Raw genomic sequence first — 25,228 nt, 5'->3', positions numbered from 1 at the left:
AGATTGAAGGCAGATGTCCGCTTCTGGCCAGGTAGCTGCCACTGGTGACTGTTCATCTGAATGACGCATTGTGGCCGGCTGACTTCAGGCGGCAGAGGGGAAGCCGGTGACCCGACTGAGAGTTCGCAACGACGCAAGGCATACGGCCGCTTCAAAAGCTTAGGTTCGTAGCCTCTTCGCGTCAGTGGCTATCTTGAAACTACCAATAACTCTTAACTGCGTCATACGCCGCGGCCGCAGGGGCAAATAGGACCTTGCCTTCTGTTCCTGCGTGCCAAACGCCGTATAGTCAAGTCCCTGATGGAGGCGACCCATCGATGAGCCAGCCGTGCATACTGTCGCGTTGAGACATGCCGCAATGCATGTAGCCGACTCGGATCTCGAACTGGACCGGGCGCGGGGTCTTCTGCTGCATGACCATAGCTCGCGATCCGGCGTGGCTGCCTTGGCAGACATTCTTGACGAGCAACCAAGTTAGGTCGCAACAGCCGTGTGGTGGCCAGCCTCGGGCGGCACGCAATTGCCGCTGCGCATCCGGCGGGCTATGCCGACCGAACTCTAGCCCACTTGTTCGAAATTCGTGACAGCCAGGGCACGGAACTGCTCATCCATGAACGCGGATGCGGTACGGCACCCCAAGGGCAATGCCCAGGACCTGACTCGCCCTGGCGTCGTGCCGCGTAGCCCTGTCCATCGCTGCCAGCCACCCATTTATGGGGGGGTAGGGAGGTGTCCGCCGCAGCCATCATTGCCGATAAGGCCTGCAACCTCCAAGGAAAATCTGGAGATGCCTTGACCGGCAGGGGGAACCCTCGCGCTCCTGTTTCCCCCCGGATCACCGCCTCACCCTTGCGCCCCGGTCTCGCAGGGCAGATTTGTCGATCTCTTTTCAGTAAATTATCAATGGAAACAAGCAATTATTGATTTTAAAAATATATCAATTACAGGAGGGAGATCGATGTCTTTGCAATGGATGCTTAGGGTTGTACTGATGAGCTGTTCCATATTCTCGGCAGGCCAGAGTCACGCGTTCCCGGACAAGCCCGTCACCCTGGTGATACCGTTCGCCGCCGGTGGCAGCGGCGATGTCATCTCCCGCGCAATTGCGGCGCGACTCAGTGCGCGTTGGGGGAAGCCTGTGATTGTGGAAAACCGTCCCGGCGCGGGAGGTGCAATCGGCACGGTCTATGTGCATCGGCAGCCTGCGGATGGATATACCATCCTCATGAATTCTCCGGCCGTGATGATTTCCACCGAGCTGCTCCGCGGCAACCCTGGATACAAGACTCTCAGCGATTTCATACCCGTTACCGAGGTATTCAGAACCCCGGTAGTGCTGGTTGCCAGCAACACTACCCGCTCCCGCGATGCCGTTTCATTTTTCGATGAGGCACGCAAACATCCCGAATACAGCTTCGCCTCGCATGGAAGCGGCAGCTCCACCCAATATCTCGGGGAGCAACTCAAGGCCTCAATCGGGATCAACCTTATTCATATTCCGGTTTCGGGGGAGGCGCAAATGATCACGAACATCGTAGGTGGTCATGTGACGTCCGGCCTGATGAGTGTTTCCGGTGCGCATAAGGCAGTGAACTCAGGAGGAGCTTGGGTGGTTGCCGTAACCGGAACCAATCGATGGCAATCCCTGCCACAGGTTCCGACATTCCGGGAGCTGGGGTACCAGGGTGGCGACAGGATGTCTGGGATGTCGTATTTCGTTCGCGAGTCAACGCCTCGCAAGATTGTCGATCAGCTGGCGCAGGACATGGCTCTGGCCATCAATGACCCGAAGACGGCGGAAGCGACTGCGGCACTTGGCGTCAGGCTGATCAGTACCACGCCAGAGCAAACGATGAATAGCCTGAAATCCGAGTATTCGGAATGGCAGGGTTACATCAGGAAATTTGGCAACGTGACCGAGGAAAAATAGGATCGACTGTCTTTTGATCTGATACTTGGAGAAATGATGAACGCTGTTAGGAAGACCGTGATCGTCCGAGAGCTTGGCGAACTGGTTCGCTGCAACGCCTTCGAGCCCGGTACCCCGCCACTATTCATCGAGCCCGCATCCGACGCGCTCAAGGAGCGTGAAAGGTTTCTTCAGTGGGCAAAGGAATGCCGCCCGACGCTGGATGCATTGATTTGCGAGTATGGCGGCATTGTCCTGCGAGGCTTCCCCATCTCGGAAACCGCACACTTCGCCGCGCTCATGGCGCTCTTCCCGACCTTTCATGGCGACTACAAGGGTGGCGTGGCCCCTCGCATGCGAGTCGAGGGGCAGGTGATGGAGGCGACGCGCCTCGACCGCGCTGTGCGACTGCGGCTGCATTCGGAAATGGCTTACCTCAGGGACTACCCGTTACGCATTGCCTTCTTCAGCAAAAAGGCCGCTGATATCGGCGGAGAGACCATCATTGGTGACGTTAGAGGCCTGCTGGAGAGCCTGCCGCAGCCCTTGCGCAAGAAGCTCGAGGAACACGGCATCATGACCGTGCGCAACTACGCCCCGCGCACCGCGGCGCTGGACGCAGCCGTGCCTCACATGGACCTGCGCGGCTGGAATCTCGCCTTCGAGACCGATGACCCGGCTGAAGTCGAAGAGGTCTGCCGGTCCAAGGGACTCGAGCCGTTGTGGAACGAAGACGGCGGCCTCACCGTGATAAACCGCACCGGAGCCGCCGCCGCGCATCCGAAGACTGGCCAACTCCTGTATCGGTCCAATCTTCATTCCTACAACACCGTTACCGTCAGCGAAGGCCTGGATGCCGAGCTTGTCGAGAGTATCCGGGCCTCCCAGAAGCACCCGACCGGGACATTCTTGGGTAACGGCGAGCCACTGACACTGGAAGACGTGCAGCACTTCGAGCACTTCCTGGATCAGCGCACGCGCGCCTGGCCCTGGCTGGATGGGGATGTCATGATTCTCGACAATCTCGAGACCTGGCATGGCCGGAACCCATATCAGGGCAGCCGCGATGTACAGGTAGCCATGCTCGATTGAGTTGCCTGGTTTCCCTGCCTTGACGGTACTTCTACTTGTCACCCCCCAAGAAAATGAAAATTCCTATCTCCCAGGTCAGGCAAGTGGTTTCTTGTGAAGAGTGGGAAATGCGCGTGGAACTGGCTGCATGCTATCGGCTGATGAGTCTGTATGGCATTACGGACATGATCTACAACCATATATCCGCCCGCATTCCAGGAACGGATCATCTGCTCATCAACGCGTACGGCTACCTTTACTCGGAGATTACCGCTTCGAATCTGATCACGATCGACATGAGCGGCGAAGTCGTTCTTCAGCCGGAGAATGAACTCGGTTACGTTGTAAATCCCGCCGGGGCGATCATCCATACCTCGGTGCACAAAGCCCGTGAAGACGTGGGATGCGTGATTCACACCCATACGCGTGCCGGCATGGCGGTTTCTTCGCTGGAGGCAGGATTGCTGCCTCTGACCCAGACCGCGATGCGCTTCGAGGGTTATGTCGGATATCACGACTATGAAGGCCCGGTGCTCAACCGCGATGAAGAAGAACGTTTGCAACGCGATCTCGGCAGCAATGAGGTTCTGGTCCTGCGAAACCATGGCATGCTGGTGGTCGGGCCCACGGTCCCGGAAGCCTTCAATCGTTGCTACTGGCTCGAAATAGCTTGCAAGGTACAGGTGGATGCCATGCACATGTCCGGGAACCTGCGTCTCCCTGCCCGGGAGTTGTGTCAGATGACGGCCAAAGTATTTCACCCGGAAGGGCGGCTCGTCGGCCATTCGGCCTGGCCTGCGATGCTGCGCTTGCTCGCAAGTTCGGGTGCGTCGGACTTTGCTACTTGACCATCCGCTGGGTTGCGTTGTTGGCTGCATAGGCCAGTTGTACACCGAGGGCTGATTACCCCCGGTTTCTTGTTGCCACCGACCCTCAGTTGTCGTCGAACGCCACGGCCTTGCCCCGGGCCTTATAATGTCCCATTCGCTAAGTGCCCTGCGTGAGCAGTGAGTTCTGCGCAACGGATACATGCCCCCATTTATCCAGGGTCGACGCAATTGCCAAACGTACCCAAGAGCCCGCCCGAGCCGATTGCCGGTACGAAGCTGACGCCGCCGCGCCCGGCCCGGCGGCTGCTGGCCCGCGAAGCGCTGGTTCACAGGCTGCTCGACGCGCGGCATCGGCGATGTGTGGTGGTGCAGGGGCCGGCCGGATGCGGCAAGACGTCGGCGCTGGTCGCATGGCGTCAGGGATTAGTTGCGCTGGGTTTTGACGTGGCCTGGTTCTCGCTGGAAGAAGAGGACAATGATCCCGTCCGCTTCTTCGACTGTCTGCTTGCCAGCATCGCGCTGGTGAACGCCGATATTGCGCAGAAGGCTGCCGGTCTTGCCGGAGACCGTGGCGATTTCTCTGCGGCCGAAAGCTGGGTGGTGACGCTGATCGAGGCGATTGCCACTCAGCCGCGCGACCTGGTGCTGATGCTCGACGACGTCCACCACATCGAGGACGTGCGCATCTGGCAAGCCCTGCAATGGCTGCTCGACTACGCGCCACCGCACTTGCACGTGGTTCTCTGTTCGCGTAACCGGCTTTCACTTTCACTGGCCCGCATGCATGCGCAAGGCTTGCTAAGTGTGTTCGATTTTCGCGATCTGCGTTTTAACCCGGTGGAGTCCGAGGCATATCTGCGCGAGCAGCTCGGCGTGGTCAGTCCGCGCGAAGCCAGGCAGCTGCATGAGCTGACCGATGGCTGGATTGCCGGCCTGCAATTGTTTGCCCTCGACATCAAGGCCAAGCATGGGGCCGGCTTTTCGCCCACTGCGCTGCGCGATGCCGGCACGTTCGCGCAGTACTTCGACCGCGAGGTCCTGAGTCAGCTGGATGCCGACGACCAGAAACTACTGACCTGCGCGGCCATCTGCGACCGCTTCAGCGCGCACCTGTGCGCGACCCTGGTGGGCGAGCCGCGGGCGGTGGCACGCATGATGACGCGTCTGGTCAGGCTCGACAGCAGCAATCTGTTCCTGATCCAGGTGAGTGACCATGACCAGGAGAGCTGGTATCGCCTTCACCCTTTGCTGCGGGAAGTCCTGCTCGCGCGCGTCGCCGCCATGCCGGAAGAACGGCAGCGCGCGCTCCATGCCGCAGCCTGGCGTTGGTTCGAGCAGCGCGACTACGTCGAGGAGGCGGTGGCGCACGCGGTGCTCGCCGGGGAGGCGGGCGCCGCGGCGGATGTGATTCTGGCGCGGGCTTCGGAGCTGCTTGCGCGAGATGGTCTCGGCCGGCTGACCCGGTTGCTCCGTTCGCTGCCCGCCGGGCTGGTCGAGTCGTACTTTGTGCTGCAGACCATGCAGGCGCACATCGATCTCCGGTCGCGCCACCTCGCTGCCGCAGAACAGGCTATCGAGCAGCTGGCCCTGAAGGCAGCCACCCTCGGCGAGCGTGAACGGTATGCGGTGACGGTATTGCGAGGCGGACTGGCGCTGATGCGGGACGACATCAGTGCCGCGACGGTGCTACTGCCGGAGCTCGAGCGCGTGCCGCCGGACGCGGACGATTTCATGCTGACCACGCGTGGCAATGTCGTGGGCTGGATTCACATGCACCGCGGCGAATATGAGCGCGCCCGGGAGGTGCTGGCCGACAGCACCGAGCAAGGTGGCGCGATGGTCAGCAGCCTCGTGGGGCGCTGCTTCGCCGGCCTCAGCCTGTCGATTGAAGGACGGTGCCTGGAAGCCGAGCCGGTATTCCGCCAGGTCCTGCACGAAGCCGAGCAACTGGGCGGCATCTACGTGGGCGCCGCACACATGGCTGCGGTGTTGCTGAGCGAAACATTGTACGAGCTCAACGAGATCGAAGCCGTCTGCAAACTGCTGGAGAAGCGGATAGAGCGACTCGAAGCGGTGTCGGTGCCCGATGCCGTGCTGCGCGCGCTGCAGATGCTCGCCCAGGCTCACCGGGTGGCGGGACGGAGCCTGGAGTCCGTGGCGTACCTGGACCGCCTGGAAGACTACGCGGTTCGGCACAGCCTTGACCGCCTTCTGGTGATTGCCCTTGGCGTCCGCTCGCGCTGGCTGCTGCTCGAGGGGGAACTCGATCCGGCCGAGGCAGCCGTCGCCCGAGCGCAGGCGCTGGCCGGTGATGGCACACGCCACGCCGCAACGTGGAGCGTTGACTTTGTCGCGACACTGGCCGTGAGCGGATTGTGCCTGCATCGCCATGACTACGATGGTGCCTTGTCGCATCTGACGCCATTGCTGGAGAGTGGGAAGCTGGCCTCGCGCGGCCGATACCTTGCGATCGTGCTGATGCAGTGTGCGGTTGCCGAGCGCGGGCGCGGCAATGCACGCGTTGCGTACGAGCGTCTGCGCGAGGCGCTGCGTTACGGCCAGCGGTTCGGACTGGTGCGCAGCTTGCTAGACGCCGCCCCCCATGGTGCGAGGCTCATCCAGGAGGCGCTTCAGGCGCAGGTGTTCGACCCTGTCCTTGCCTTCTTTGCGAGACGCCTGCTCGAAGCGTCGGAGCGATGGCGCGCTCGCGTGGTGCCGCCCGGCGCTGTACGCCGCGCTTCGCCGGTCCTGACCCTGAGCGAGCGCGAGGCCGAGGTGCTGAAGCTGATCTCGCAGGCGATGTCGAACAAGATGGTGGCACGCACCCTGTCCGTCTCCCCGGAGACGGTGAAGTGGCATCTGAAGAACATCTTCATCAAGCTGGGCGTCACCTGCCGCGACGAAGCCGTGGCGTTGCTGCGGGATGTCGAAGCCGACGCCTCGATGCAAGGGGCAGGCCAGTCGCGCTGACGGCGCGTCAGCGCTTTCGTGATCCCTTCCGGTTTTCATCGGATGGACTACCCAATTCGGGGAGGGGGCAGGGGGTGGCCCGAGACCCATCATTGACTCACCGCGGACCGGGCAGATATCTCAGCCGGTCGGCGCCATCCAACGCCGAACAGGGGGGAGTCTTCGTGCAGGTCGTTCGTAGTGTCTATCGTGAAGATCATGAGCAGTTCCGCACCACGGTCCGCCGGTTCCTGGAGCGTGAATGCCTGTCGCGCCAAGAGCAGTGGTGGGAGGACGGTATCGTAGACCGCGCGACCTGGATCAAGGCTGGCCGCGAAGGCTTGCTGTGCACGGGGCTGCCGGTGGAATACGGCGGTGGAGGCGGCGACTTCGGGCACGCGGCCATCATCGCCGAGGAAATGGCCTATGTCGGCTGCAGTATTTCCTTCGGGCTTCACTCCGATATCGTTGCGCCGTACATCGTCCGGCTGGGTACCGAAGCGCAGAAGCAGGCGTGGCTGCCCGGCGTCTGCTCTGGCGAGACCGTGCTGGCCGTTGCCATTACCGAGCCTGGTGGCGGCTCGGACGTGAAAGCCTGCCGTACCACTGCAGTGCGGGATGGCGACGAATGGGTCATCAACGGCAGCAAGACCTTCATCTCGAACGGCTTCATCTCCGACATGGTGATGGTGGTGTGCAAGACCGACCCGTCGGCCGGCGCCAAGGGCATCAGCCTGATCATGGTCGAAACCAATCGCGAGGGCTTCCGCCGCGGCCGCAAGCTGCAGAAGGTCGGCATGCACTCCCAGGACACCGCCGAACTGTTCTTCGACAACGTCCGGGTGCCGGCTGGCAACCTGCTCGGCGAGGAGAATAAGGGCTTCGGCTACCTGATGCACGACCTGGCCCAGGAACGCTTCATCATCGCCGTCTCCGCTGCCGCCAAGCTCGAGCGCCTGCTGGAGCAGACCATCGAGTACGTCAAGGACCGCCAGGCCTTCGGGCAGACGGTCTGGGACTTCCAGAACACCCGGTTCAAGCTCGCCGATGTCAAGGCACAGGCGGTGTCCTTGCGCACGATGGTGGATTACTACCTCGGCGAGCACATGCGGCGTCGTCTCACGGGAGAAGAAGCCGCCATCGCCAAACTGCATGCCACCGAAGTCCTGTGGAGATGCATCGACGATATGACGCAGTTGCACGGTGGCTACGGCTACATGCTCGAGTACCCGATCGCCCGTGCTTTCGTCGACATGCGCGTGGCCCGAGTCTACGGCGGGTCCAACGAGGTCATGCGCGAACTGATTTCGCGGAAGCTGTAATTCCCGCCGCTATGCAAGGAGACAAGGAATGACCAAGCACGTGGTAGTCGCCGGCGTCGGCATGATCCCGTTCAGGAAACCAGGCCAGAGCGACCCGTACGCCGTGATGGGCGCCAATGCCGCCAGACTGGCGCTGGAGGATGCCGGCCTCTCGTACGACAAGATCCAGCAGGCCTATGTCGGTTACGTCTATGGCGACTCGACCTGCGGCCAGGCGGCGCTGTACAAGGTAGGGGTGACCGGCATTCCCATTGTCAACGTCAACAACAACTGCTCGACCGGCTCGACTGCCCTGTTCCTGGCGCGCCAGGCGGTCGAGAGCGGCGCGGTGGAATGCGCGCTGGCGCTCGGCTTCGAGTTCATGCAGCCGGGCCCGCTGAAGAGTGCCTGGACCGACCGCGAGGCGGCGATGATCGAGTTCACCAATATCGCTGCACCCATGGTGCAGGACGCGCTCGAAGCCGGCGTGCCGCGCGCGCTGACATTGTTCGGCGGCGCAGGCCGCGAGCACATGCAGCGGTACGGCACCAGGCTGGAGACATTCGCAAAGATTCGCGCCAAGGCCAGCCGTCACGCGGCCAATAACCCGCTGGCCGTGTTCCGTACCGTCGTCACGGAAGAGGATGTGATGAACGAGAAAGTGATGTGGCCTGGGGTGATGACGCGCTCGATGGCCTGTCCGCCAACCTGCGGCGCCGCCGCCGCCATTGTCTGCACGGAGGCGTTTGCGAAGAAGCACAACCTGCGCACCGGCGTCCGCATCCTCGCCCAGTCGCTGACCACCGACGTCGCGCCGAGCTTTGATCCGCCGTCGATGATCGGCCTGGTGGGCTTCCATATGGCCGAGGCGGGCGCGAACTCCGTGTACGAGCAGACCGGTGTCGGCCCGTCCGACATCCAGGTTTGCGAACTGCACGATTGCTTCGCGCAGAACGAATTGCTGACCTACGAATCGCTTGGCTTTGCCAGGGTCGGCGAGGCCGAGAAGATGGTGCTGGACGGTGACAACACTTACGGCGGCAAGGTGGTGGTCAACCCGTCGGGCGGCCTGCTTTCGAAGGGCCATCCGCTGGGCGCCACGGGCCTTGCGCAGTGCTTCGAGCTGACCCGCCAGATCCGCGGCACCGCCGGCCCGACCCAGGTTGAAGGCGCGAAGCTGGCGCTGCAGCACAACCTCGGCCTCGGCGGCGCCTGCGTGGTGACGATGTACGGCCGCGGCTGAACCGGATCCGGGGGCAGCCGTTCGGTCCGTGCATTGCCCGACTATCGAGAGGAGATGAGATGGCTGACAAAAGCATGATCGGGATGGATCTCGGCAAGGGATCCATCGAGGTGGAGAAGGGGCGCCTGCGCTTCTTCGCCAAGGCAACCGGCGAAACCAACCCGGTCTATACCGACGACGCCGCGGCCCATGATGCGGGCCACCGCTCGCTGCCGGTGCCGCCGACATTTTTCATGTGCCTGAACAGCGATGTGTCGGCCGCTTCCGGCATTGACCGCATGAAGGTGCTGCAACTGGACCTCGGCCGCATCCTGCATGCCGAGCAGGCCTTTGACTATCACCGCATGGCCTACGCCGGCGATACGCTCCATTTCACCACGACGGTCAGCGACGTCTATGACAAGAAGGGCGGGGCGCTGCACTTCGTGGTTAGTACCACCCGCGTGACCAACCAGGCCGGCGAGCACGTCGGCGACATGCGCAGCACTCTCGTGGAACGCCGTGGCTGAGCGCCGGCAAGGAGAACAGAACCATGCAAGCACCCCGCTATAGCGACGTGAAGGTGGGCGACAAGCTGCCCGCGCTGGCGCTGCCGGCGATCAACCGCACCACGCTGGCCCTGTACGCCGGCGCTTCCGGCGATCACAACCCGATCCACATCGATCTCGACTTCGCGCGCAAGTCGCGCATGCCGGACGTGTTCGCGCACGGCATGCTGTCGGCCGCCTACCTGGGCCGGCTGCTGACCGGCTGGGTGCCGCAGTCCGCGTTGCGCAACCTGTCGATCCGCTTCACCGGCATCACGCACCTCGGCAACCAGCCGACCTGCAAGGGCGAAATCGTCGAGAAGTTCGAGATCGACGGCGAAAAGCGCGTGAAGGTGGCGCTGAAGTGCACCAATCAGTACGGTGAAGACAAGCTGGTGGGCGAAGCCACCGTGGCGCTGAGCTGAATCCGGAAAACCAGATACCTGTAACCAGGGAGGAAAGCATGAGCAAGCTCGCAGGCAAGTCTGCCATCGTCACCGGCTCGGGCCGAGGCATCGGCCGTGAGGTGGCCCTGAAGCTGGCGTCCGAGGGCGCGCGCGTGGTGGTGAACGACCTCGATGCCGAACCGGCCAACGAAGTCGTCGATCTGATCCGGTCGCAAGGCGGCGAGGCGGTGTCCTGCGTCGGCAGCGTGACCGCCACCGACTTTGCCGATCGGCTGGTGGGCACCGCGGTGAAGCACTTCAACGGCATCGACATCATCGTCAACAACGCCGGCTACACCTGGGACAACGTGATCCAGAAGATGACCGACGAGCAGTGGTATGCCATTATCGACTGCCACCTGACCGCGCCGTTCCGCATCCTGCGGGCGGCCCAGCCGGTCATTTCGGCTGCCGCCAAGGCCGAGGCCGCCGAAGGGCGGGAGGTGTTCCGGAAAATCGTGAACATCTCGTCGGGCGCCGCCGGCGGCAACGCCGGCCAGTCGAACTATTCGACTGCCAAGGCCGGCATCCTCGGCCTGACAAAGACGCTGGCGAAGGAATGGGGCCGCCTTAAGGTCAATGTGAACGCTGTTGCTTTCGGCCTGATCGAAACGCGATTGACGCAGGCGCTGGCCGGCGACCAGTCGAAGACGGTCAGCATCGAAGGCCGGGAGATCAAAGTGGGCGTGCAGCAGGCGATGCTGGACAATGCCAGCCGCGTAATCGCGCTGGGCCGTGCCGGCAAAGCGGAAGAGGCGGCGGGCGCGGTGTACCTGCTGTGCACGCCGGAGTCAAACTTCCTGTCGGGCCAGGTGCTCTACTGCGGCGGCGGCCCGGGCGCCAACTTCTGAGTCGGAAGAGTCAAAAGAGTCGGAAGGCCGGTGCAACTGCCCTGTGCCCGATCCGCCCGCGAATCGGCGGGCGCTTGCAGCCGGCAGCGTCAACAACACAAGGGTCGCGCGTTTGCGGACGCAGCGGCCTGCACCGCCAGGGCACGCGGCGGACGAAGGAGACCACGACATGTACATGACTCAGGCGCTGCACCGCTCCATGCAGCAGCGGCCCAATGCCGAAGCGGTGCGCTACATGGGCCGCAGTCTGACCTATGCCGGGCTGGGGGCGCGCGTCGCGCGGCTGGCTGCGGGGCTGCGCAAGTTGGGCGTGCAGGACGGCGACCGCGTCGCGATGTTCTCGCTGAACTCGGCGCGCTATATCGAGTACTACATGGCCGTGCCCTGGGCCGGCGGCGTGCTGAATCCCGTCAACATACGCTGGAGCGCCGCGGAGATTCTCTACTCGTTCGAGGATTCGAGCACATCGGTGCTGATCGTCGACGACAATTTCACGACGGTAGCCGCCAGGGTGGCGGCCGACAGCAAGGGCCTGCGCCACGTCATCTATGCGGGTGATGGCGAGGTGCCGCCGGGCATGATCCCGTACGAGGCGCTGATTGCCGAAAACCCGCCAATGGAAGACCGCCTGCGCCGGGGCGACGACCTTGCCGGCATCTTCTATACCGGCGGTACCACGGGCTTTCCGAAAGGCGTGATGCTTAGCCATGCCAATCTGGTCTCGTCGTCGACAAACAGCCTGATGGCGGGCACGACGACCATCGGCGGGACCTTCCTGCACGTCATGCCGATGTTCCATCTGGCGTGTCTCTCGGCAATCAACAATGGATTCCTGGCCAACGGGACGCATGTCCCGATGGCTTTGTTCGATCCGGGCCGCGCCATGGAAGCCGTCGCGCAGGACCAGGTCACGGACGTGGTGCTGGTGCCGACCCTGATCCAGATGTGCCTGGACTGGCTGGACCAGAATCCGGCGCGTGCCGCGGAACTGAGCTTTGCGTCGCTGCGCGCGCTGCGCTATGGCGCGTCACCGATGTCGCTGTCGCTGCTGCAGCGTGCGCAGGCCGCGTTCCCGGAGGCCAGGTTCAGCCAGGGCTACGGCATGACGGAGTTGTCGCCGGTGGCGACCATGCTGGGGCCGGAATACCACAACGAGGAGTCGCTGGCCAACGGCCGCATGCGCTCGGTGGGCAGGCCTGCATTTACGACCGAGGTCAGGATCGTCGATCCAGAGGGCAGAGAGGTGCCACGCGGCACGGTCGGCGAGATCGCGGTGCGCGGCCCCGGGGTGATGCTGGGCTACTGGAACCAGCCCGAGCAGACCGCCGCGGCCATCCGCAACGGCTGGATGCATACCGGCGACGGCGGCTACATGGATGAGGACGGCTTCGTGTTCCTGTGCGACCGCATCAAGGACATGATCATTTCCGGCGGCGAGAACGTCTACTCGGCGGAGGTCGAGGCGGCGCTGGCGAGCCATCCCGCGGTCGCACAGTCGGCGGTCATTGGCGTACCACACGAAAAATGGGGCGAGTCCGTGCATGCGGTGATCGTGCTCAGGCAGGGAGCCAGTGCGACATTGGAGACGATCCAGTCCCACTGCCGAGAACGCATTGCCAGCTACAAGGTCCCCCGCAGCGTCGAATTCGTGGAGGCGTTGCCTTTGTCGAGCGTCGGCAAGGTGCTCAAGCACGAGCTTCGCAAGCAACACTGGAAGTAGGCGTCTGCTGGCATGCAGCCTTGCTCAAGCTTGCACGCTGACCGCTGCTTCACGCTGCGTGGGCACCACGACTGGGCTCAGGAATGCCGGCGCCAGGCCGGTCAACTGTTCCGCGGCCGCTCGCAAGGGCGGCAGGAAGCGCTTCACCGCTTCCTCCCTCGTGACTTCGCCCGAGGGCAGGTTGACGCTGATCGATGCCACCACGTTGTGGTGTTCGTCGCGTACCGGTACTGCGAGGCCTGCGATGTGCTGGTCGAATTCTCCATCCACCCACGCATAGCCATCGCGGCGCACGGCGGCGAACGCTTCAAGCAATGCCGCCTTGTCGTGCACGGTGCGGTCCGTGTAGGCGCGCAGGGAGGCCTCGTCGAGAAACTGCGAGAGAAATTCTGTGGTCTGGAAGCCCAGCACCGCCCGGCCTGGTGCCGTGGCGAAGGCCGGCACATGGCTGCCCACGCCAAGTCCCAGTGAGCGGATCTTCAGCGACGGAATACGCAGGACATATACCGCATCGTGCCCGTCGAACACACACATGCCGCATGACTCGGTGACCTGCGTCCACAGGGTTTCCAGGGCGCGTTGCGCGTGGCCCCAGAAGGGCAGCGAAGTCAGGTAGGTCATGCCGAGGGTAAGAATCTTCGGCGTCAGGCGAAAACCCCGCGTTTCGGATTCCGCCGCATAGCCAAGCTCGCACAGCGTGAGCAGGATCCGGCGCACCACGGTCCGCGGGAGGCCAGTGGATGCCGTGATGCTGGCAACGGTGTGCGTGCCGCTGCGCCCCAGCGCATGGATAACGGCAAGTCCGCGGGCAAAAGAGCGTATGAAGCCATCGTTGTCGGCAGTAGTCATGTCTGTGCGAGGTCTGATTTCAGGTTGACATTGTAGCAAGGCCGGACGTAAAGTTCGAAAAAACGGGCGGCAATGACCGCCAGGCGGACATAAATGTCCGAAAAAATTAAACAGGAGACAACCATGAAGCGGCGTTTTCTTTGCCAGGCGCTAGCCTGCCTCGCTGTCGTGTCCACCGCGGGCCTTGCATTCGCCAACCCGTCCCAGGAGAGCTTCCAGGCCAAGCGTCCTTTGCGCCTGATCGCGCCAAGTTCGCCCGGCGGCATCCTTGACCTGACTAGCCGCCTGCTCGGCAAGACGCTGTCTGAGCAACTGGGGCAGCCCGTCGTCGTGGAGAACCTGCCTGGCGCGGGCGGCGTGATCGGGATGCAGGCCATGCTGCGCGCGGAGCCGGACGGCCATACGCTGGTGATGGGCAGCCTTGGCCCCAATGCGGCCAACTACGCATTGCACGACAAGCTGCCTTACAAGTTCGAGGACTTCGCGCCGGTGGCGCATGTGCTGACGATGCCGGACGTCGTGGTGGTTAACCCGAAACTGCCGGTCAAGACCATTGCCGAGCTGGCGGCTTATGCCAAGACGCGCCCCAACGGCTTGTCCATGGCCGTTTCGACGAGCGGCTCTTCCGGCCATCTCGCCGGGGACCTGCTGAAGCAGCGCGCCGGCATTACCGCCGTCGACGTGATCTATCGGGGCGCTTCGCCGGCGCTGACCGATCTAGTGGCAGGGCAAGTCGATTTCATGGTGGATAACCTCATCACCGCACTGCCGCTGGTGCGCGCAGGCAAGCTACGCGCGCTTGCCGTCACGACCAAACAGCGTGCCCCGGAACTCCCCGATACGCCGACCATGGCCGAATCCGGTTACCGCGACTTCGACGTTTCGGTCTGGCTCGGTCTCTTTGTCTCGTCCAGGACGCCGCCCGCGGTCGTGCAGGCGTTGAACGCTGCCGTCAACAAGGCGCTGGCCGATCCTGCGCTGCGCGAGAAGCTGGCGCAGCAGGGCGGTACGGCGGCAGGGGGGTCGACGCGGCAGTTCGACAGCTTCGTGCGCGCCGAAAAAACCCGCTGGGAGCAGGTCATCAAGGACGGGAATATCAAGCCCGAGTAAGCCCGAACAAATTAATCACTCTCTTCTCGCAGACAACGCCATGCAAAACAACTTCAAGGACAAAGTCATCGTCGTCACCGGAGCCGGCAATGGCATCGGCCGTGCCATTGCCATGCTGCTGGGCGCGCAGGGCGCCAGGGTGGTCGTCAACGACCTGGGCTCCAGCGGGAGCGGCGAGGGCAGCGATGCCGGACCAGCCCAGAAGGTGGTTGACGAGATCCGTGCAGCCGGCGGGAAGGCCGCGGCGAACACCGATTCGGTCGCGACTGCCGAGAGCGCGCAGGCCATTGTCGATACCGCCATCCGCGAGTTCGGCCGCATCGATGGCGTGATCAACAACGCCGGCATCCTGCGCGACCGCATCTTCCACAAGATGAGCACCGCTGAATGGCAGGCGGTACTGGATGTGCACCTTGGGGGCGCTTACTTTGTCAGCCGTGCGGCGGCGCCTTATTTCAAAGAGCAGCAAAGCGGCACCTACGTCCACATGACCTCCACCACCGGCCTGGTCGGCAATTTCGGGCAGGCTAACTACGCCGCCGCCAAGCTCGGCATCGTGGCGCTGTCGAAATCCATCGCCCTGGACATGGCCCGCTTCAATGTCCGTTCCAACTGTATTGCCCCGTTCGCATGGAGCCGCCTGATCGGCACGCTGCCCAGCGAAACCGAGGCCGAGAAGAAGCGCCTGGAGCGGATGCAGGCGATGAAGCCGGAGCAGGTTGCCCCGGTTGCAGCGTTCCTGTCCGGCGATGCTTCGGCGGAAGTCAATGGCCAGGTGCTGGCCGTGCGCGGCAATGAGCTGATCGTCATGAGCCAGCCGCGCCCGGTGGCGTCGGTGCATCGCGCCGAAGGCTGGACGCTGGAGACGCTGGCGGAGCATGCCGTGCCGGCGGTGAAGCGCGCATTCACGCCGCTGGAGCGCTCGCCCGAGGTGTTTTCCTGGGACCCGGTCTGAGAACGGAGGTACGCAGCGATGGCCATCGACTATCACCGCCTGCGCTCGTGGGCGTTTTTTGACCAGATTTCCAACTATGCGGCGAATGACAACATTCGCTATGCGCTGAGCCTCGGCTTTGGCACCGATCCGATGGACGAGGCGGACTTGCCCTTTGTCTTTGAGGAAGGACTGAGCGTGGTGCCCACCTTCCTCGCCACCGTCGGCGCGCCAGGTGCATGGGCAAGCGACCCGGGTACGGGCATCGACTGGATGCAGATTCTGCACGGCGAGCACCGGATGCGCTTTTTTGCAGTGCCCGCGGCGTCTGGCGCGGTACGCAGCCAGACGCGCGTCAGCCGCGTGGTGGACAAGGGCGCCGGCAAGGGCGCGCTGGTGGTCACTGAGCGGCGCATCGAGGACCAGGCCAGCGGCGAGTTGCTGGCGACCGTCGAGCATGTCTCGTTCTGCCGGGCAGATGGTGGCTTTGCTTGCGCCGCCACGCCCGGCGATGCACCGCCCGAGCCACTGCCGGCGGTGCCGGAGCGCGCGCCTGACATGATCATGTCGATGCCGACCCAGCCTTCAGCGGCCTTGCTGTACCGCCTCAATGGCGATCGCAATCCCATCCACGTACTGCCCGCCGCCGCCCGGCAGGCAGGCTTCGAGCGGCCGATCCTGCATGGCCTTTGCACTTACGGCATGGCATGCCGGGCGCTGCTGAAGCAGGCTTGCGGTGGGGATTCATCGCGCCTGGCCAGCCTTTCGGTGCGCTTTTCATCGCCATTCGTGCCTGGTGAAACGCTGCGCGTGGAGATGTGGCGCGGCGAAGGGCAGGTCCGGTTCCGTGCGCTCGCCGACGAGCGCAATGTGGTGGTGCTGAGCCACGGCGTCGCCGACCTGCATCCGTAATCAAGGAGTCAAGATGTCAGTGATCGAGCAATTCGCCCGTGCCACCCCCGACCGGGTTGCCTACCGCATGGTGCCGTCCGGCCAGGCGGTGAGGTGGGCCGAACTGGAGCAGCGTTCGCGCCGGTGCGCTGCCGCACTGCTGGCTGCCGGTCTGCGCGAGGGCGACGGCATTGCCGTGCTGCTGGAGAACCATGTCCGCTATTTCGAGATCCTTTGGGCCGCGCACCGGATCGGCTTGTACTACACCACGATCAGCCGTCACCTGAAAGCCGACGAGGTGGAGTACATCGTGCAGGACTGTGGCGCCCGGGTACTGTTCTGCTCGGCGCAGACCCTTGGCGACCTTGCCCCCGGCGCGCTGGCATCGCTTCGGGTCACGCGCGTGCTTCTGGATGGGAGCGAGCCGGGCTACAGCAACTATGAAGCGTGGCTGGAGCAGATGCCGGCCGATGTCACGTTGCCGCGCACGGTGGAGGGAACTGACTTCTCATATTCGTCCGGCACCACGGGCAGGCCCAAGGGCATCAAGCGTCCACTGCAAGGCGCCAACGCCTTCTTCCGCACCGGTGACGACGCTCGCCTGGGCTGGAAGTCACTGGACCGCGACACGGTCTATCTGTCGACCGCGCCGTTCTATCACACTGCCCCGGTGCGCTGGAACATGGCCACGATGCACGCCGGTGGCACCTCGATCCTGATGGAGAAGTTCGAGCCGCTGGCGGCGCTGGATGCGATCGCGCGCTACGGCGTGACCCATAGCCAGTGGGTGCCGACCATGTTCGTGCGCTTGCTGCGACTGACTGCGGCGGAGCGCGAGCGCTTCGACCTGTCCACCATGCGCTATGCGATCCACGCCGCCGCGCCGTGTCCGATCTCAGTCAAGCAGCAGATGATCGACTGGTGGGGGCCGATCCTCTATGAGTTCTACAGCGGCACCGAACTGGTCGGTCGCACCTCGCTGGACTCAATGGAATGGCTTGCGCACAAGGGGTCGGTCGGACGGCCCGAGTTCGGGCAGGTACACATCGTCGGCGACGATGGCAATGAAGTGCCGCAGGGCCAGACCGGCGTGGTCTACTTCTCCGGCGGCGGGACCTTTGCCTACCACAATGATCCGGAGAAAACCCGGGAGGCCTATAACGACCGTGGGTGGGCCACCTATGGGGACATCGGCTACGTCGATGCCGATGGCTTCCTTTACCTCACGGACCGCCTTGCCAACACCATTGTCTCGGGCGGCGTCAACATCTATCCGCAGGAATCCGAGAACGTGCTGATGAGCCATCCGGCGGTCTTCGACGTGGCGGTGGTCGGCGTGCCGAATACCGAATTCGGCGAGGAAGTGAAGGCGGTGGTCCAGTTGCACGAGCCTGAGCGCGCGTCGCCGGTCCTGGCCGAAGAACTGATCGCGCTTTGCCGCAGCAGGATCTCCCCGATCAAATGCCCGCGCTCGGTCGATTTCGTCGCGGCGCTGCCGCGCACCGAAACCGGCAAGCTGCTCAAGCGCGCCGTCAAGGCCAGCTACTGGCCAACCGAAAACCGAATCGCGCATTGAGCGCAACTGATGCCATGTCCCGACAAGAAGCCAGCTACCACGCGCCGCGCAAGATGTTTGCGCCGGAGCACGAGATGTATCGCGACAGCGTCGCCCGTTTCCTGGCTGACAAGGTCATGCCCGGACACGCCGAATGGGAAGCCGCCGGCCTGGTGCCGCGGGATGTCTGGCGCGATGCCGGCGCCCACGGCCTGCTGTGCCCCGGCTTGCCCGAAGCCTACTGCGGTGCCGGCGGCGACTTCCTGCACAGCGCCATCGTGGTGGAAGAGATCGCCCGGGCCCTGGCCAGCGGCGTGACCGGGTTCACCACGCACTCGGAGAACGTCGCGCCGTACCTGCTGGAGTTCGGCACCGAGGCGCAGAAGCGTGAGTTCCTGCCGCGCATGGCCAGCGGCGATGTGGTTGGATCGATCGCGATGACCGAGCCGGGGGCGGGCAGCGACCTGAAGGCCATCCGCACCAGCGCTGTCAAGGTGGATGGTGGTTACCGGCTCAACGGCCAGAAGACCTTTATCACCAATGGCTACCACGCTGACCGTGTGCTGGTATTCGCCAAGACAGAGCCGGCCGCCGGTGCGCGCGGCATCAGCCTGTTCTGGGTCGACACCACCAGCCCCGGTTTCAGCCGCGGCCGTCTGTTGGACAAGATCGGCCAGAAAGCCCAGGACACCGCTGAACTCTTCTTTGAGGACGTCTTCGTGCCGGACGACATGCTGGTCGGGGAGCGCAATGCCGGCTTCGGCTACGCCATGAGCGGGCTGGTGCGTGAGCGCCTGCTGATCGCCTTGCGTTGCGCCGTGGCGCTGGAGGTGGCGCTTGACTGGACCATTGCGCATGTCAAGGAACGCCGTGCCTTCGACAAGGCGCTGATCGACAACCAGTTCATTCGCTTCCGCCTGGCCGAAATCAAGACGCATGCGTGTGCCACGCGTGCCTTCGTCGACAGCTGCCTTGAACAATACCTGGCCGGCACGCTGACGCCGGATGGCGCTGCCATGGCCAAATTCTGGGCCGGCGAGGCCACGCGCGCCATCGATGACCTGATGCAGTTCTTTGGCGGCTACGGCTATATGCGCGAATACCCCATCGCCCGTGCCTACACCGACGTGCGCCCGAACCGGATCTACGGCGGTTCGGCCGAAATCATGCGCGAAGTCATCGCGCGCGCACTCTGAATTCACCATGACCAAGAACCTTTCTCGCTCGGTCGCCATCGTCGGTGCCGCGGAATCCGACCTGGGCAAGGTGCCCGGCAAGACGGCACTGGAGTTGCAGGCGCAGGCCGCGCGGCTGGCCCTGCAGGACGCGGGGCTGTCGCTGCGCGATGTGGATGCCGTGTTCGCGCATACCGATGACCGCTTTGCCACCGTGCAGCTGGCCGAATACCTCGGCATCCAGCCACGGTACGTCGACTCCAGTAACGTCGGTGGCATGTCCAACCTGATGCACATCCGTCATGCGATGGCGGCCATTGCCGCCGGCATGTGTTCGGTGGCGCTGGTGACCTATGGCAGTACGCAACTGTCCGACGGCTCGCGCAAGAGTGGCGCCGTCGCCGCGGATACACCGGACTCACCGCGTGGACAGTTCATCGCGCCCTATGGCCAGCTCAGCCCGGTCGGCTATTACGCGATGGTCGCCCAGTTGCACATGCATCGCTACGGCACCACGACCAGGGACCTTGCCGAGGTGGCAGTGGCGGCGCGGCGCTGGGCACAGCTCAATCCCAAGGCGTACCGAAGGGAGGAAACCAGCATTGAAGAGGTCATGACGTCGCCCGTCATCGCATCGCCGCTGCGTACGCGCGATTGCTGCCTCGTCACCGATGGCGGTGGCGCGCTGATCATCACCTCCGCCGATCGTGCACGCGACCTGAAGTCGAAGCCTGTCTACGTGATGGGCGCGGCCGAGACCTTCTCGCACCACTACACCCCCTTCAATACGGCCGACTGGCTCGACACCCGCGTTGCTCAGACGGCGGATGAAGCGTTCCGCATGGCCGGCGTGACCCGCGACGATATCGACGTGGTGCAGATCTACGACCACTTCACCATTGGCGTCATCCAGTCGCTGGAAGAACTCGGCTTCTGCCAGCGTGGCGAGGGCGGGGCGTTTGTCGCCGACGGCGCGCTGGGGCCGGGTGGCCGCTTCCCGATCAACACCTCGGGCGGCGGACTGTCCTACGGGCATCCGGGCATGTTCGGCATGTTCGTGCTGATCGAGGCCGTGCGCCAGCTGCGCGGCGAGTGCGGCGAGCGGCAGTTGCCCGGCGCCGAACTGGCGCTGTGCCATGCGCCGGGACTCGTCTTCTCCTGCAACACCACCATGATCCTCGGAGTCTGAAGCATGAGCGAAGCACAACGTCCCCTGCCGCGTCCCACTGAGATCACCACAGGCTACTGGCAAGCCGCGGCGCAGGGCCGCCTTGTGGTGCAAGGCTGCCGCGCCTGCGGCCACCGCCAGTTCTATCCGCGCACTCTGTGCGTGGCGTGCGGGTCGGACCAGGTGGAATGGGCCGAGGTCTCCGCATTCGGCTCGATCTACACCTTTACGGTCAACCACCGTGCCCCCAACGCCTTCATGAAGGCGCGGCTGCCCTATGTGGTTGCCATCGTCGAACTGGACGAGGGCGTGCGGATGATGGCGAACATCCTCAACGCATCGCCCGAGGCCGTCGCCATCGGCAAGCGGGTGCGCGTGGTGTTCGAGAAGGCGAGCGAAGACGTGAGCCTGCCGCAGTTCGAACTGATCGACTGACCCGATCCTGATCTGAGGAGACGTCCATGGCTGTTATCACTTCACCGCGGCGGCGGGCCGCGCTGCTCGCGATCGCCTGCTTCGCAGCGCTGCCGGGCCTGAGTCATGCACTCGATGGTTTCGCCTATCCGCAGAAGCCCATCCGGCTGGTCGTGCCATTCCCGGCCGGCGGCGGATCCGACACCCTGGCCCGCCTGCTCGGCCGCGAGCTGACGGCGATGTGGGGCAAGCCGGTGGTGGTCGAGAACAAGCCGGGTGCCAGCGGCACGATCGGCACAGGCGGGGTGGCAAAGGCCGCGCCGGACGGCTATACGCTGCTGTTGGGCGCGACGCCGCTGGTGCAATTGCAGGGCGTGTACAAGTCACTGCCCTACGATACCTTCCGCGACCTGGCTCCGCTGGCGCGCCTGGCGCTCTCGTCGGACGTGTTCGTCGCGCCGGTATCGTCCGGCGTCGGCAGCGTGGGGGAGCTGGTGGCCGAGGCCAGGGCCAGGCCAGGCAAGTTCAGCTACGGCTCCTATGGCAACGGGACCTCCTCCCACATGCACGGCGAGTTGCTGCGCATGCAGGCGAAGGTGGACCTGACCCATGTTGCCTACAAGGGCGGCTCGCCGCTGGCCCAGGACCTGCTGGGCGGGCAGGTGAGCTCGGGGTTTGTGGATGTGGCCAGCAGCAAGGCCGCGCTCAGCTCGCCGAAGATCAGGGTGCTGGCCGTGACGGGCGAGCGTCGGCTGCAGCTGCTGCCGGACGCGCCGACGTTCACCGAACTGGGCTATCGCGATTACGAGCCCAACGGCTGGTACGGCCTGTTCGTGCCCGCGGCCACGCCGAAGCCGGTGCGGGACAAGCTTGCCACCGCGGTGCTGACCATCCTGGCCAGGCCCGCGATGCAGACCGCGATTCGCGAACTGGGACTGGAGCCGGGAACGCTGGAGCCCGAGGCGTTCCTGAAGCTGATGCGGCGCGATGCGGAGATCTGGGGACGGATCGCCAGCGAGGCGCGCATCACGCTTGACTGAAGGATACCGCCCGCCAGGACTCCCTGTCGTTTCGGGCGAGACTGGCGTGGCAAGGCCCCTGCGGAAAGGCTCCGAAATACAGTCCCAAACCTCCACCTTCATGCTGATTCAGGAGAACTGCCCATGCTTTCCGGTGTAAAAGTCGTCGAGATTTGCGGAATCGGCCCGGGCCCGTTCTGCGCGATGCACCTTGCCGATCTCGGCGCCGACGTCATCGCGGTGGAGCGCGCCACGCCGGCCAACGGCGCAGCGCCGTCCGCGGACGGCTATGTGCTGAACCGGGGCAAGCGTTCAGTGGTCGCCGACCTGAAGACGGCCGAGGGTCGCGAGCTCGTGCTGGCGCTGGTCCAGGATGCCGATGCGCTGATCGAGGGCATGCGTCCGGGCGTCATGGAGCGGCTGGGCCTGGGCCCGGACGTTTGCCTGGCGCGCAACCCGCGTCTTGTCTACGGGCGCATGACGGGGTGGGGCCAGACCGGTCCGCTGGCACAGGCGGCCGGGCACGACAACAACTACATTTCGCTCTCCGGCGCGATGTATTACCAGGGCGGGCCCGTTGAGCCACCATCATCGGCCATCACGGTGGTAGGCGATGTCGGCGGCGGTGCGTTGTACCTGGCAGTGGGATTGCTTTCGGGCATCCTCAATGCCCGCGCCACGGGCAAGGGCACCGTCGTCGACGCATCGATCGTCGATGGCTCGGCCCATATGCTGCAGTTGCTGCTGTCGACGGCCCGCAAGGGCTTCATCACCGGCGAGCGCGGCAACAATATCCACGATGCCTCTCATTTCTATTCGACCTATCGCTGCGCGGACGGCAAGTTCGTCACGCTCGGCTCGATCGAGCCGCAGTTCTACGCGTTGCTGCTGGAAAAATTAGGGCTGACCGAGGATCCGCGTTTCGCCCGGCAATGGGACCGCGAGCGTTGGACCGAGCTGCATAGGCACTTTGAGGAACTCTTTGCCACCAAGACGCGCGCGCAATGGTGCGCACTGCTGGAAAACACCGACGTGTGTTTCGGCCCGGTGCTGAGCCCGGAAGAGGCCGCCGGGCATCCGCACCTGGCCGCGCGAGGTGTCTACTTCCAGGCGGAGGGCCATCTGCAGGCTGCGCCCGCGCCGCGTTTCGATGGCAAGGCCATGGTGGCGGGCGCGATTCCACGGCGCGGCCAGCACACTGGCGAGATCATGGCCGCAATCGGCACCGGCCAACCTGGCGACGCCTGGAAAGCGACCTGACTATTGCTGTTGCTTCCTGCGGCGTTCCGGTATTCGCAACCGCCGCGTGCGGCTGCGACCGTCTCGCGTCGCCACTGCCCTGGGTGATTCTGCGCTTGGGCAGTCCTTCTTGCTTTCCACGCACACCTCCGTCACAGCACCTGATTCGCCGCGCCGATGCGTGCGATGCCGTCGCTCCCGCGCATGTCGTCGACACATAAGATTCTCTTATTAAATCCGGAGGGATTTCTAACTGGAACTCCTGGTGCAGGCAGATCATCATCCAGTCATCAGACCTGCTTCGAACTCTCGTACCAGCCAGCAAAAAAGGATGTCATAAAGGCAGAAAATGGACGAAAACAGTTTCACTCAAGCGGCATCGATTCCGGGCGTGCGCGCTACGGTGTCCGCAGCAGAACGCAACCGCGAGCACATGCTGGCTATGCTGAGCCAAGTGCGCGAGCTGGAGCAACGGGCGGTCAGCAAGTCCGCAAGCGCGGCAGACGCATTCCACGCGCGAGGCAAGCTACTGCCACGCGAGCGGCTCGCGCACCTGCTGGACGCCGACCGGCCGTTTTACGAACTCATGACCCTTTGCGGCTATTGCGGGATCGAGAATCCGGACCCGTCCACCAGCGTACCCGGCGCCGCACTCATTGTCGGCATTGGCTTCATCGAAGGCGTGCGTTGCATGATCGCCGTGAACGATTCCGGCATCAGTGCCGGTGCGATGCAGGCGCTGACCGGCCAGAAGCTGATTCGGGCACAGGAAATTGCGCTCGCCCAGAAGCTGCCTTTTGTCCAGTTAGTGGAAAGCGCGGGCGGCAACCTGCGCAAGTATCGGGTCGAACGCTTTGTCGTGGGTGGCGGCATGTTCTACAACCTGGCGCGGCTGTCCGCAGCCGGCGTGCCGGTCGTGTCTCTCATCCATGGATCTTCGGCGGCCGGGGGCGCTTACCTGCCGGGGCTATCCGACCACGTCATCATGGTTCGGCGCCAAGCCCATGCATACCTGGCCGGCCCGTCGCTGCTGCGCGCCGCGACGGGCGAAGAGGCCACCGACGAGGAACTCGGGGGGGCCGACATGCACGCCAGCGTCTCAGGCCTCGCCGATCACGTGGCCGACAACGACCTCGATGGCATTGCCCGCCTGCGCGAAGTGATGGACACGATCGGCTGGCGCGAGGCACCGGGCGGCGAGAGCTGGGACGAGCCGCTCAAGCCTGCCGAGGATCTGCTGGAACTGATGCCCGCCGACACCCGGACGCCGGTCGACATGCGCGAAGTGATTGCGCGCATTGTCGATGGATCGCGATTCAGGGAGTTCAAGGCGATGTATGGGATCCATACGGTCTGCGGCCACGCCCGCATCCAGGGACACGACGTGGGAATCCTGACGAACAACGGACCGCTCGACTGCGACGGATCCACCAAGGCGGCGCAGTTCATCCAGTCGTGCGTCCAGTTGGGCCGGCCGCTTGTCTTCCTGCAGAACATCACCGGCTTCATGGTTGGGCGCGAGCATGAGCAGGCAGGAATGATCAAGCACGGCGCGAAGCTGATCCAGGCGCTGTCCAATGCGCCGGTGCCGCGCCTGACCCTGTTGTGTGGCTCGTCCTTCGGCGCCGGCAACTATGGCATGTGCGGCCGCGCGTTCCGCCCAGACTTTCTTTTCTCGTGGCCGAATGCGCGCACTGCCGTCATGGGCGGCGAGCAGGCCGCCATGACCATGCGCCTGGTCGCCGAGAACGCCGCGCGCCGCAGCGGGCGCCCCGTCGACGAACCTGCGATAGAAGCCGAGAGCCGCGACATCGTTGCCACGTTTGAACGCCAGTCCAGTGCGATCCACACCAGCAGCATGCTGCTCGATGACGGGATCATCGACCCGAGGGAAACGCGCGCGTGGCTGGCCATGGCGCTCGCCACGGTGGCACAGGCCAGGCAGCGCGCCGTACAGCCGATGCAGTTCGGCGTCGCCCGCCTCTAAACACAGCGGCGGGTGCGCACCGCCTGAGGCCGCATGTCTG

General features: G+C 64.1%; 21 protein-coding genes. 20 read left to right on the top strand and 1 reads right to left on the bottom strand.

All coding sequences use genetic code 11. The features are described from left to right. Nucleotides 1–958: 958 nt before the first annotated feature. The 10 genes from CBM2588_RS17355 to CBM2588_RS17310 all read left to right on the top strand — a co-directional run bounded on the left by CBM2588_RS17355 (nt 959) and on the right by CBM2588_RS17310 (nt 12,847). Nucleotides 959–1,930, top strand: coding sequence for a Bug family tripartite tricarboxylate transporter substrate binding protein (locus CBM2588_RS17355; protein WP_115681676.1), 972 nt, complete (start codon nt 959–961; stop codon nt 1,928–1,930). Nucleotides 1,931–1,963: 33 nt separating this feature from the next. Further along, nucleotides 1,964–3,001, top strand: coding sequence for a TauD/TfdA family dioxygenase (locus CBM2588_RS17350; protein WP_115681675.1), 1,038 nt, complete (start codon nt 1,964–1,966; stop codon nt 2,999–3,001). Between the two features lie 53 nt (nt 3,002–3,054). Then, the gene (locus tag CBM2588_RS17345; RefSeq protein ID WP_115681674.1) at nt 3,055–3,828 is read left to right on the top strand and encodes a class II aldolase/adducin family protein; all 774 of its coding nucleotides are present in this window, start codon (nt 3,055–3,057) and stop codon (nt 3,826–3,828) included. Nucleotides 3,829–4,038: 210 nt separating this feature from the next. Next, nucleotides 4,039–6,780 carry a LuxR C-terminal-related transcriptional regulator gene (locus tag CBM2588_RS17340; RefSeq protein WP_231942183.1) on the top strand — a complete coding sequence of 914 codons (2,742 nt, stop codon included), beginning with the start codon at nt 4,039–4,041 and terminating at the stop codon, nt 6,778–6,780. 164 nt (nt 6,781–6,944) lie between these two features. Then, nucleotides 6,945–8,081, top strand: a complete 1,137-nt coding sequence (locus CBM2588_RS17335) for an acyl-CoA dehydrogenase family protein (RefSeq protein WP_115681673.1) — start codon at nt 6,945–6,947, stop codon at nt 8,079–8,081. Nucleotides 8,082–8,109: 28 nt separating this feature from the next. Then, on the top strand, nt 8,110–9,303 hold the full coding sequence (locus CBM2588_RS17330) for a lipid-transfer protein (RefSeq protein ID WP_115681672.1): 1,194 nt from the start codon (nt 8,110–8,112) through the stop codon (nt 9,301–9,303). A gap of 59 nt (nt 9,304–9,362) precedes the next feature. Next, on the top strand, nt 9,363–9,812 hold the full coding sequence (locus CBM2588_RS17325; RefSeq protein WP_115681671.1) for a MaoC family dehydratase N-terminal domain-containing protein: 450 nt from the start codon (nt 9,363–9,365) through the stop codon (nt 9,810–9,812). A 23-nt stretch (nt 9,813–9,835) separates the two neighbouring features. Further along, nucleotides 9,836–10,255: a MaoC family dehydratase gene (locus CBM2588_RS17320; protein ID WP_115681670.1), complete on the top strand. Its 420-nt coding sequence runs from the start codon at nt 9,836–9,838 to the stop codon at nt 10,253–10,255. A 38-nt stretch (nt 10,256–10,293) separates the two neighbouring features. Further along, on the top strand, nt 10,294–11,127 hold the full coding sequence (locus CBM2588_RS17315; protein ID WP_115681669.1) for an SDR family NAD(P)-dependent oxidoreductase: 834 nt from the start codon (nt 10,294–10,296) through the stop codon (nt 11,125–11,127). Between the two features lie 169 nt (nt 11,128–11,296). Then, complete coding sequence (locus CBM2588_RS17310) at nt 11,297–12,847, top strand: long-chain-fatty-acid--CoA ligase (protein WP_115681668.1); 1,551 nt, start codon at nt 11,297–11,299, stop codon at nt 12,845–12,847. A 24-nt stretch (nt 12,848–12,871) separates the two neighbouring features. On the opposite strand, the gene CBM2588_RS17305 is transcribed toward CBM2588_RS17310, so the two are convergent. After that, nucleotides 12,872–13,696, bottom strand: a complete 825-nt coding sequence (locus CBM2588_RS17305; RefSeq protein ID WP_115681667.1) for an IclR family transcriptional regulator domain-containing protein — start codon at nt 13,694–13,696, stop codon at nt 12,872–12,874. Nucleotides 13,697–13,819: 123 nt separating this feature from the next. On the opposite strand from CBM2588_RS17305, the gene CBM2588_RS17300 reads away from it, so the two are divergent. The 10 genes from CBM2588_RS17300 (at nt 13,820) to CBM2588_RS17255 (ending at nt 25,188) form a co-directional block, all read left to right on the top strand. Beyond that, nucleotides 13,820–14,806: a Bug family tripartite tricarboxylate transporter substrate binding protein gene (locus CBM2588_RS17300; protein ID WP_115681666.1), complete on the top strand. Its 987-nt coding sequence runs from the start codon at nt 13,820–13,822 to the stop codon at nt 14,804–14,806. A gap of 40 nt (nt 14,807–14,846) precedes the next feature. Further along, complete coding sequence (locus CBM2588_RS17295) at nt 14,847–15,761, top strand: SDR family NAD(P)-dependent oxidoreductase (protein ID WP_115681665.1); 915 nt, start codon at nt 14,847–14,849, stop codon at nt 15,759–15,761. Nucleotides 15,762–15,779: 18 nt separating this feature from the next. Further along, entirely contained in the window at nt 15,780–16,652 is an 873-nt protein-coding gene (locus CBM2588_RS17290) for a MaoC family dehydratase (RefSeq protein ID WP_115681664.1), read from the top strand. A 13-nt stretch (nt 16,653–16,665) separates the two neighbouring features. Continuing rightward, on the top strand, nt 16,666–18,207 hold the full coding sequence (locus tag CBM2588_RS17285; protein ID WP_115681663.1) for an acyl-CoA synthetase: 1,542 nt from the start codon (nt 16,666–16,668) through the stop codon (nt 18,205–18,207). A 14-nt stretch (nt 18,208–18,221) separates the two neighbouring features. Further along, nucleotides 18,222–19,382, top strand: coding sequence for an acyl-CoA dehydrogenase family protein (locus CBM2588_RS17280; RefSeq protein WP_115681662.1), 1,161 nt, complete (start codon nt 18,222–18,224; stop codon nt 19,380–19,382). 7 nt (nt 19,383–19,389) lie between these two features. Continuing rightward, complete coding sequence (locus CBM2588_RS17275) at nt 19,390–20,550, top strand: acetyl-CoA acetyltransferase (RefSeq protein ID WP_115681661.1); 1,161 nt, start codon at nt 19,390–19,392, stop codon at nt 20,548–20,550. Nucleotides 20,551–20,553: 3 nt separating this feature from the next. Beyond that, the gene (locus CBM2588_RS17270) at nt 20,554–20,964 is read left to right on the top strand and encodes a Zn-ribbon domain-containing OB-fold protein (protein WP_115681660.1); all 411 of its coding nucleotides are present in this window, start codon (nt 20,554–20,556) and stop codon (nt 20,962–20,964) included. Between the two features lie 26 nt (nt 20,965–20,990). After that, complete coding sequence (locus CBM2588_RS17265; protein WP_115681659.1) at nt 20,991–21,983, top strand: Bug family tripartite tricarboxylate transporter substrate binding protein; 993 nt, start codon at nt 20,991–20,993, stop codon at nt 21,981–21,983. A 123-nt stretch (nt 21,984–22,106) separates the two neighbouring features. Beyond that, complete coding sequence (locus tag CBM2588_RS17260) at nt 22,107–23,222, top strand: CaiB/BaiF CoA transferase family protein (RefSeq protein ID WP_172583625.1); 1,116 nt, start codon at nt 22,107–22,109, stop codon at nt 23,220–23,222. 412 nt (nt 23,223–23,634) lie between these two features. Continuing rightward, nucleotides 23,635–25,188, top strand: a complete 1,554-nt coding sequence (locus CBM2588_RS17255) for an acyl-CoA carboxylase subunit beta (RefSeq protein ID WP_172583693.1) — start codon at nt 23,635–23,637, stop codon at nt 25,186–25,188. The last annotated feature ends 40 nt before the right edge of the window (nt 25,189–25,228 follow it).

Origin of the sequence: Cupriavidus taiwanensis (assembly GCF_900250075.1) — a bacterium.
GTDB lineage: Bacteria > Pseudomonadota > Gammaproteobacteria > Burkholderiales > Burkholderiaceae > Cupriavidus > Cupriavidus taiwanensis_C.
The sequence above is the reverse complement of the archived record's forward strand: the minus strand, read 5'-3'. Positions and strand labels throughout refer to the sequence as shown.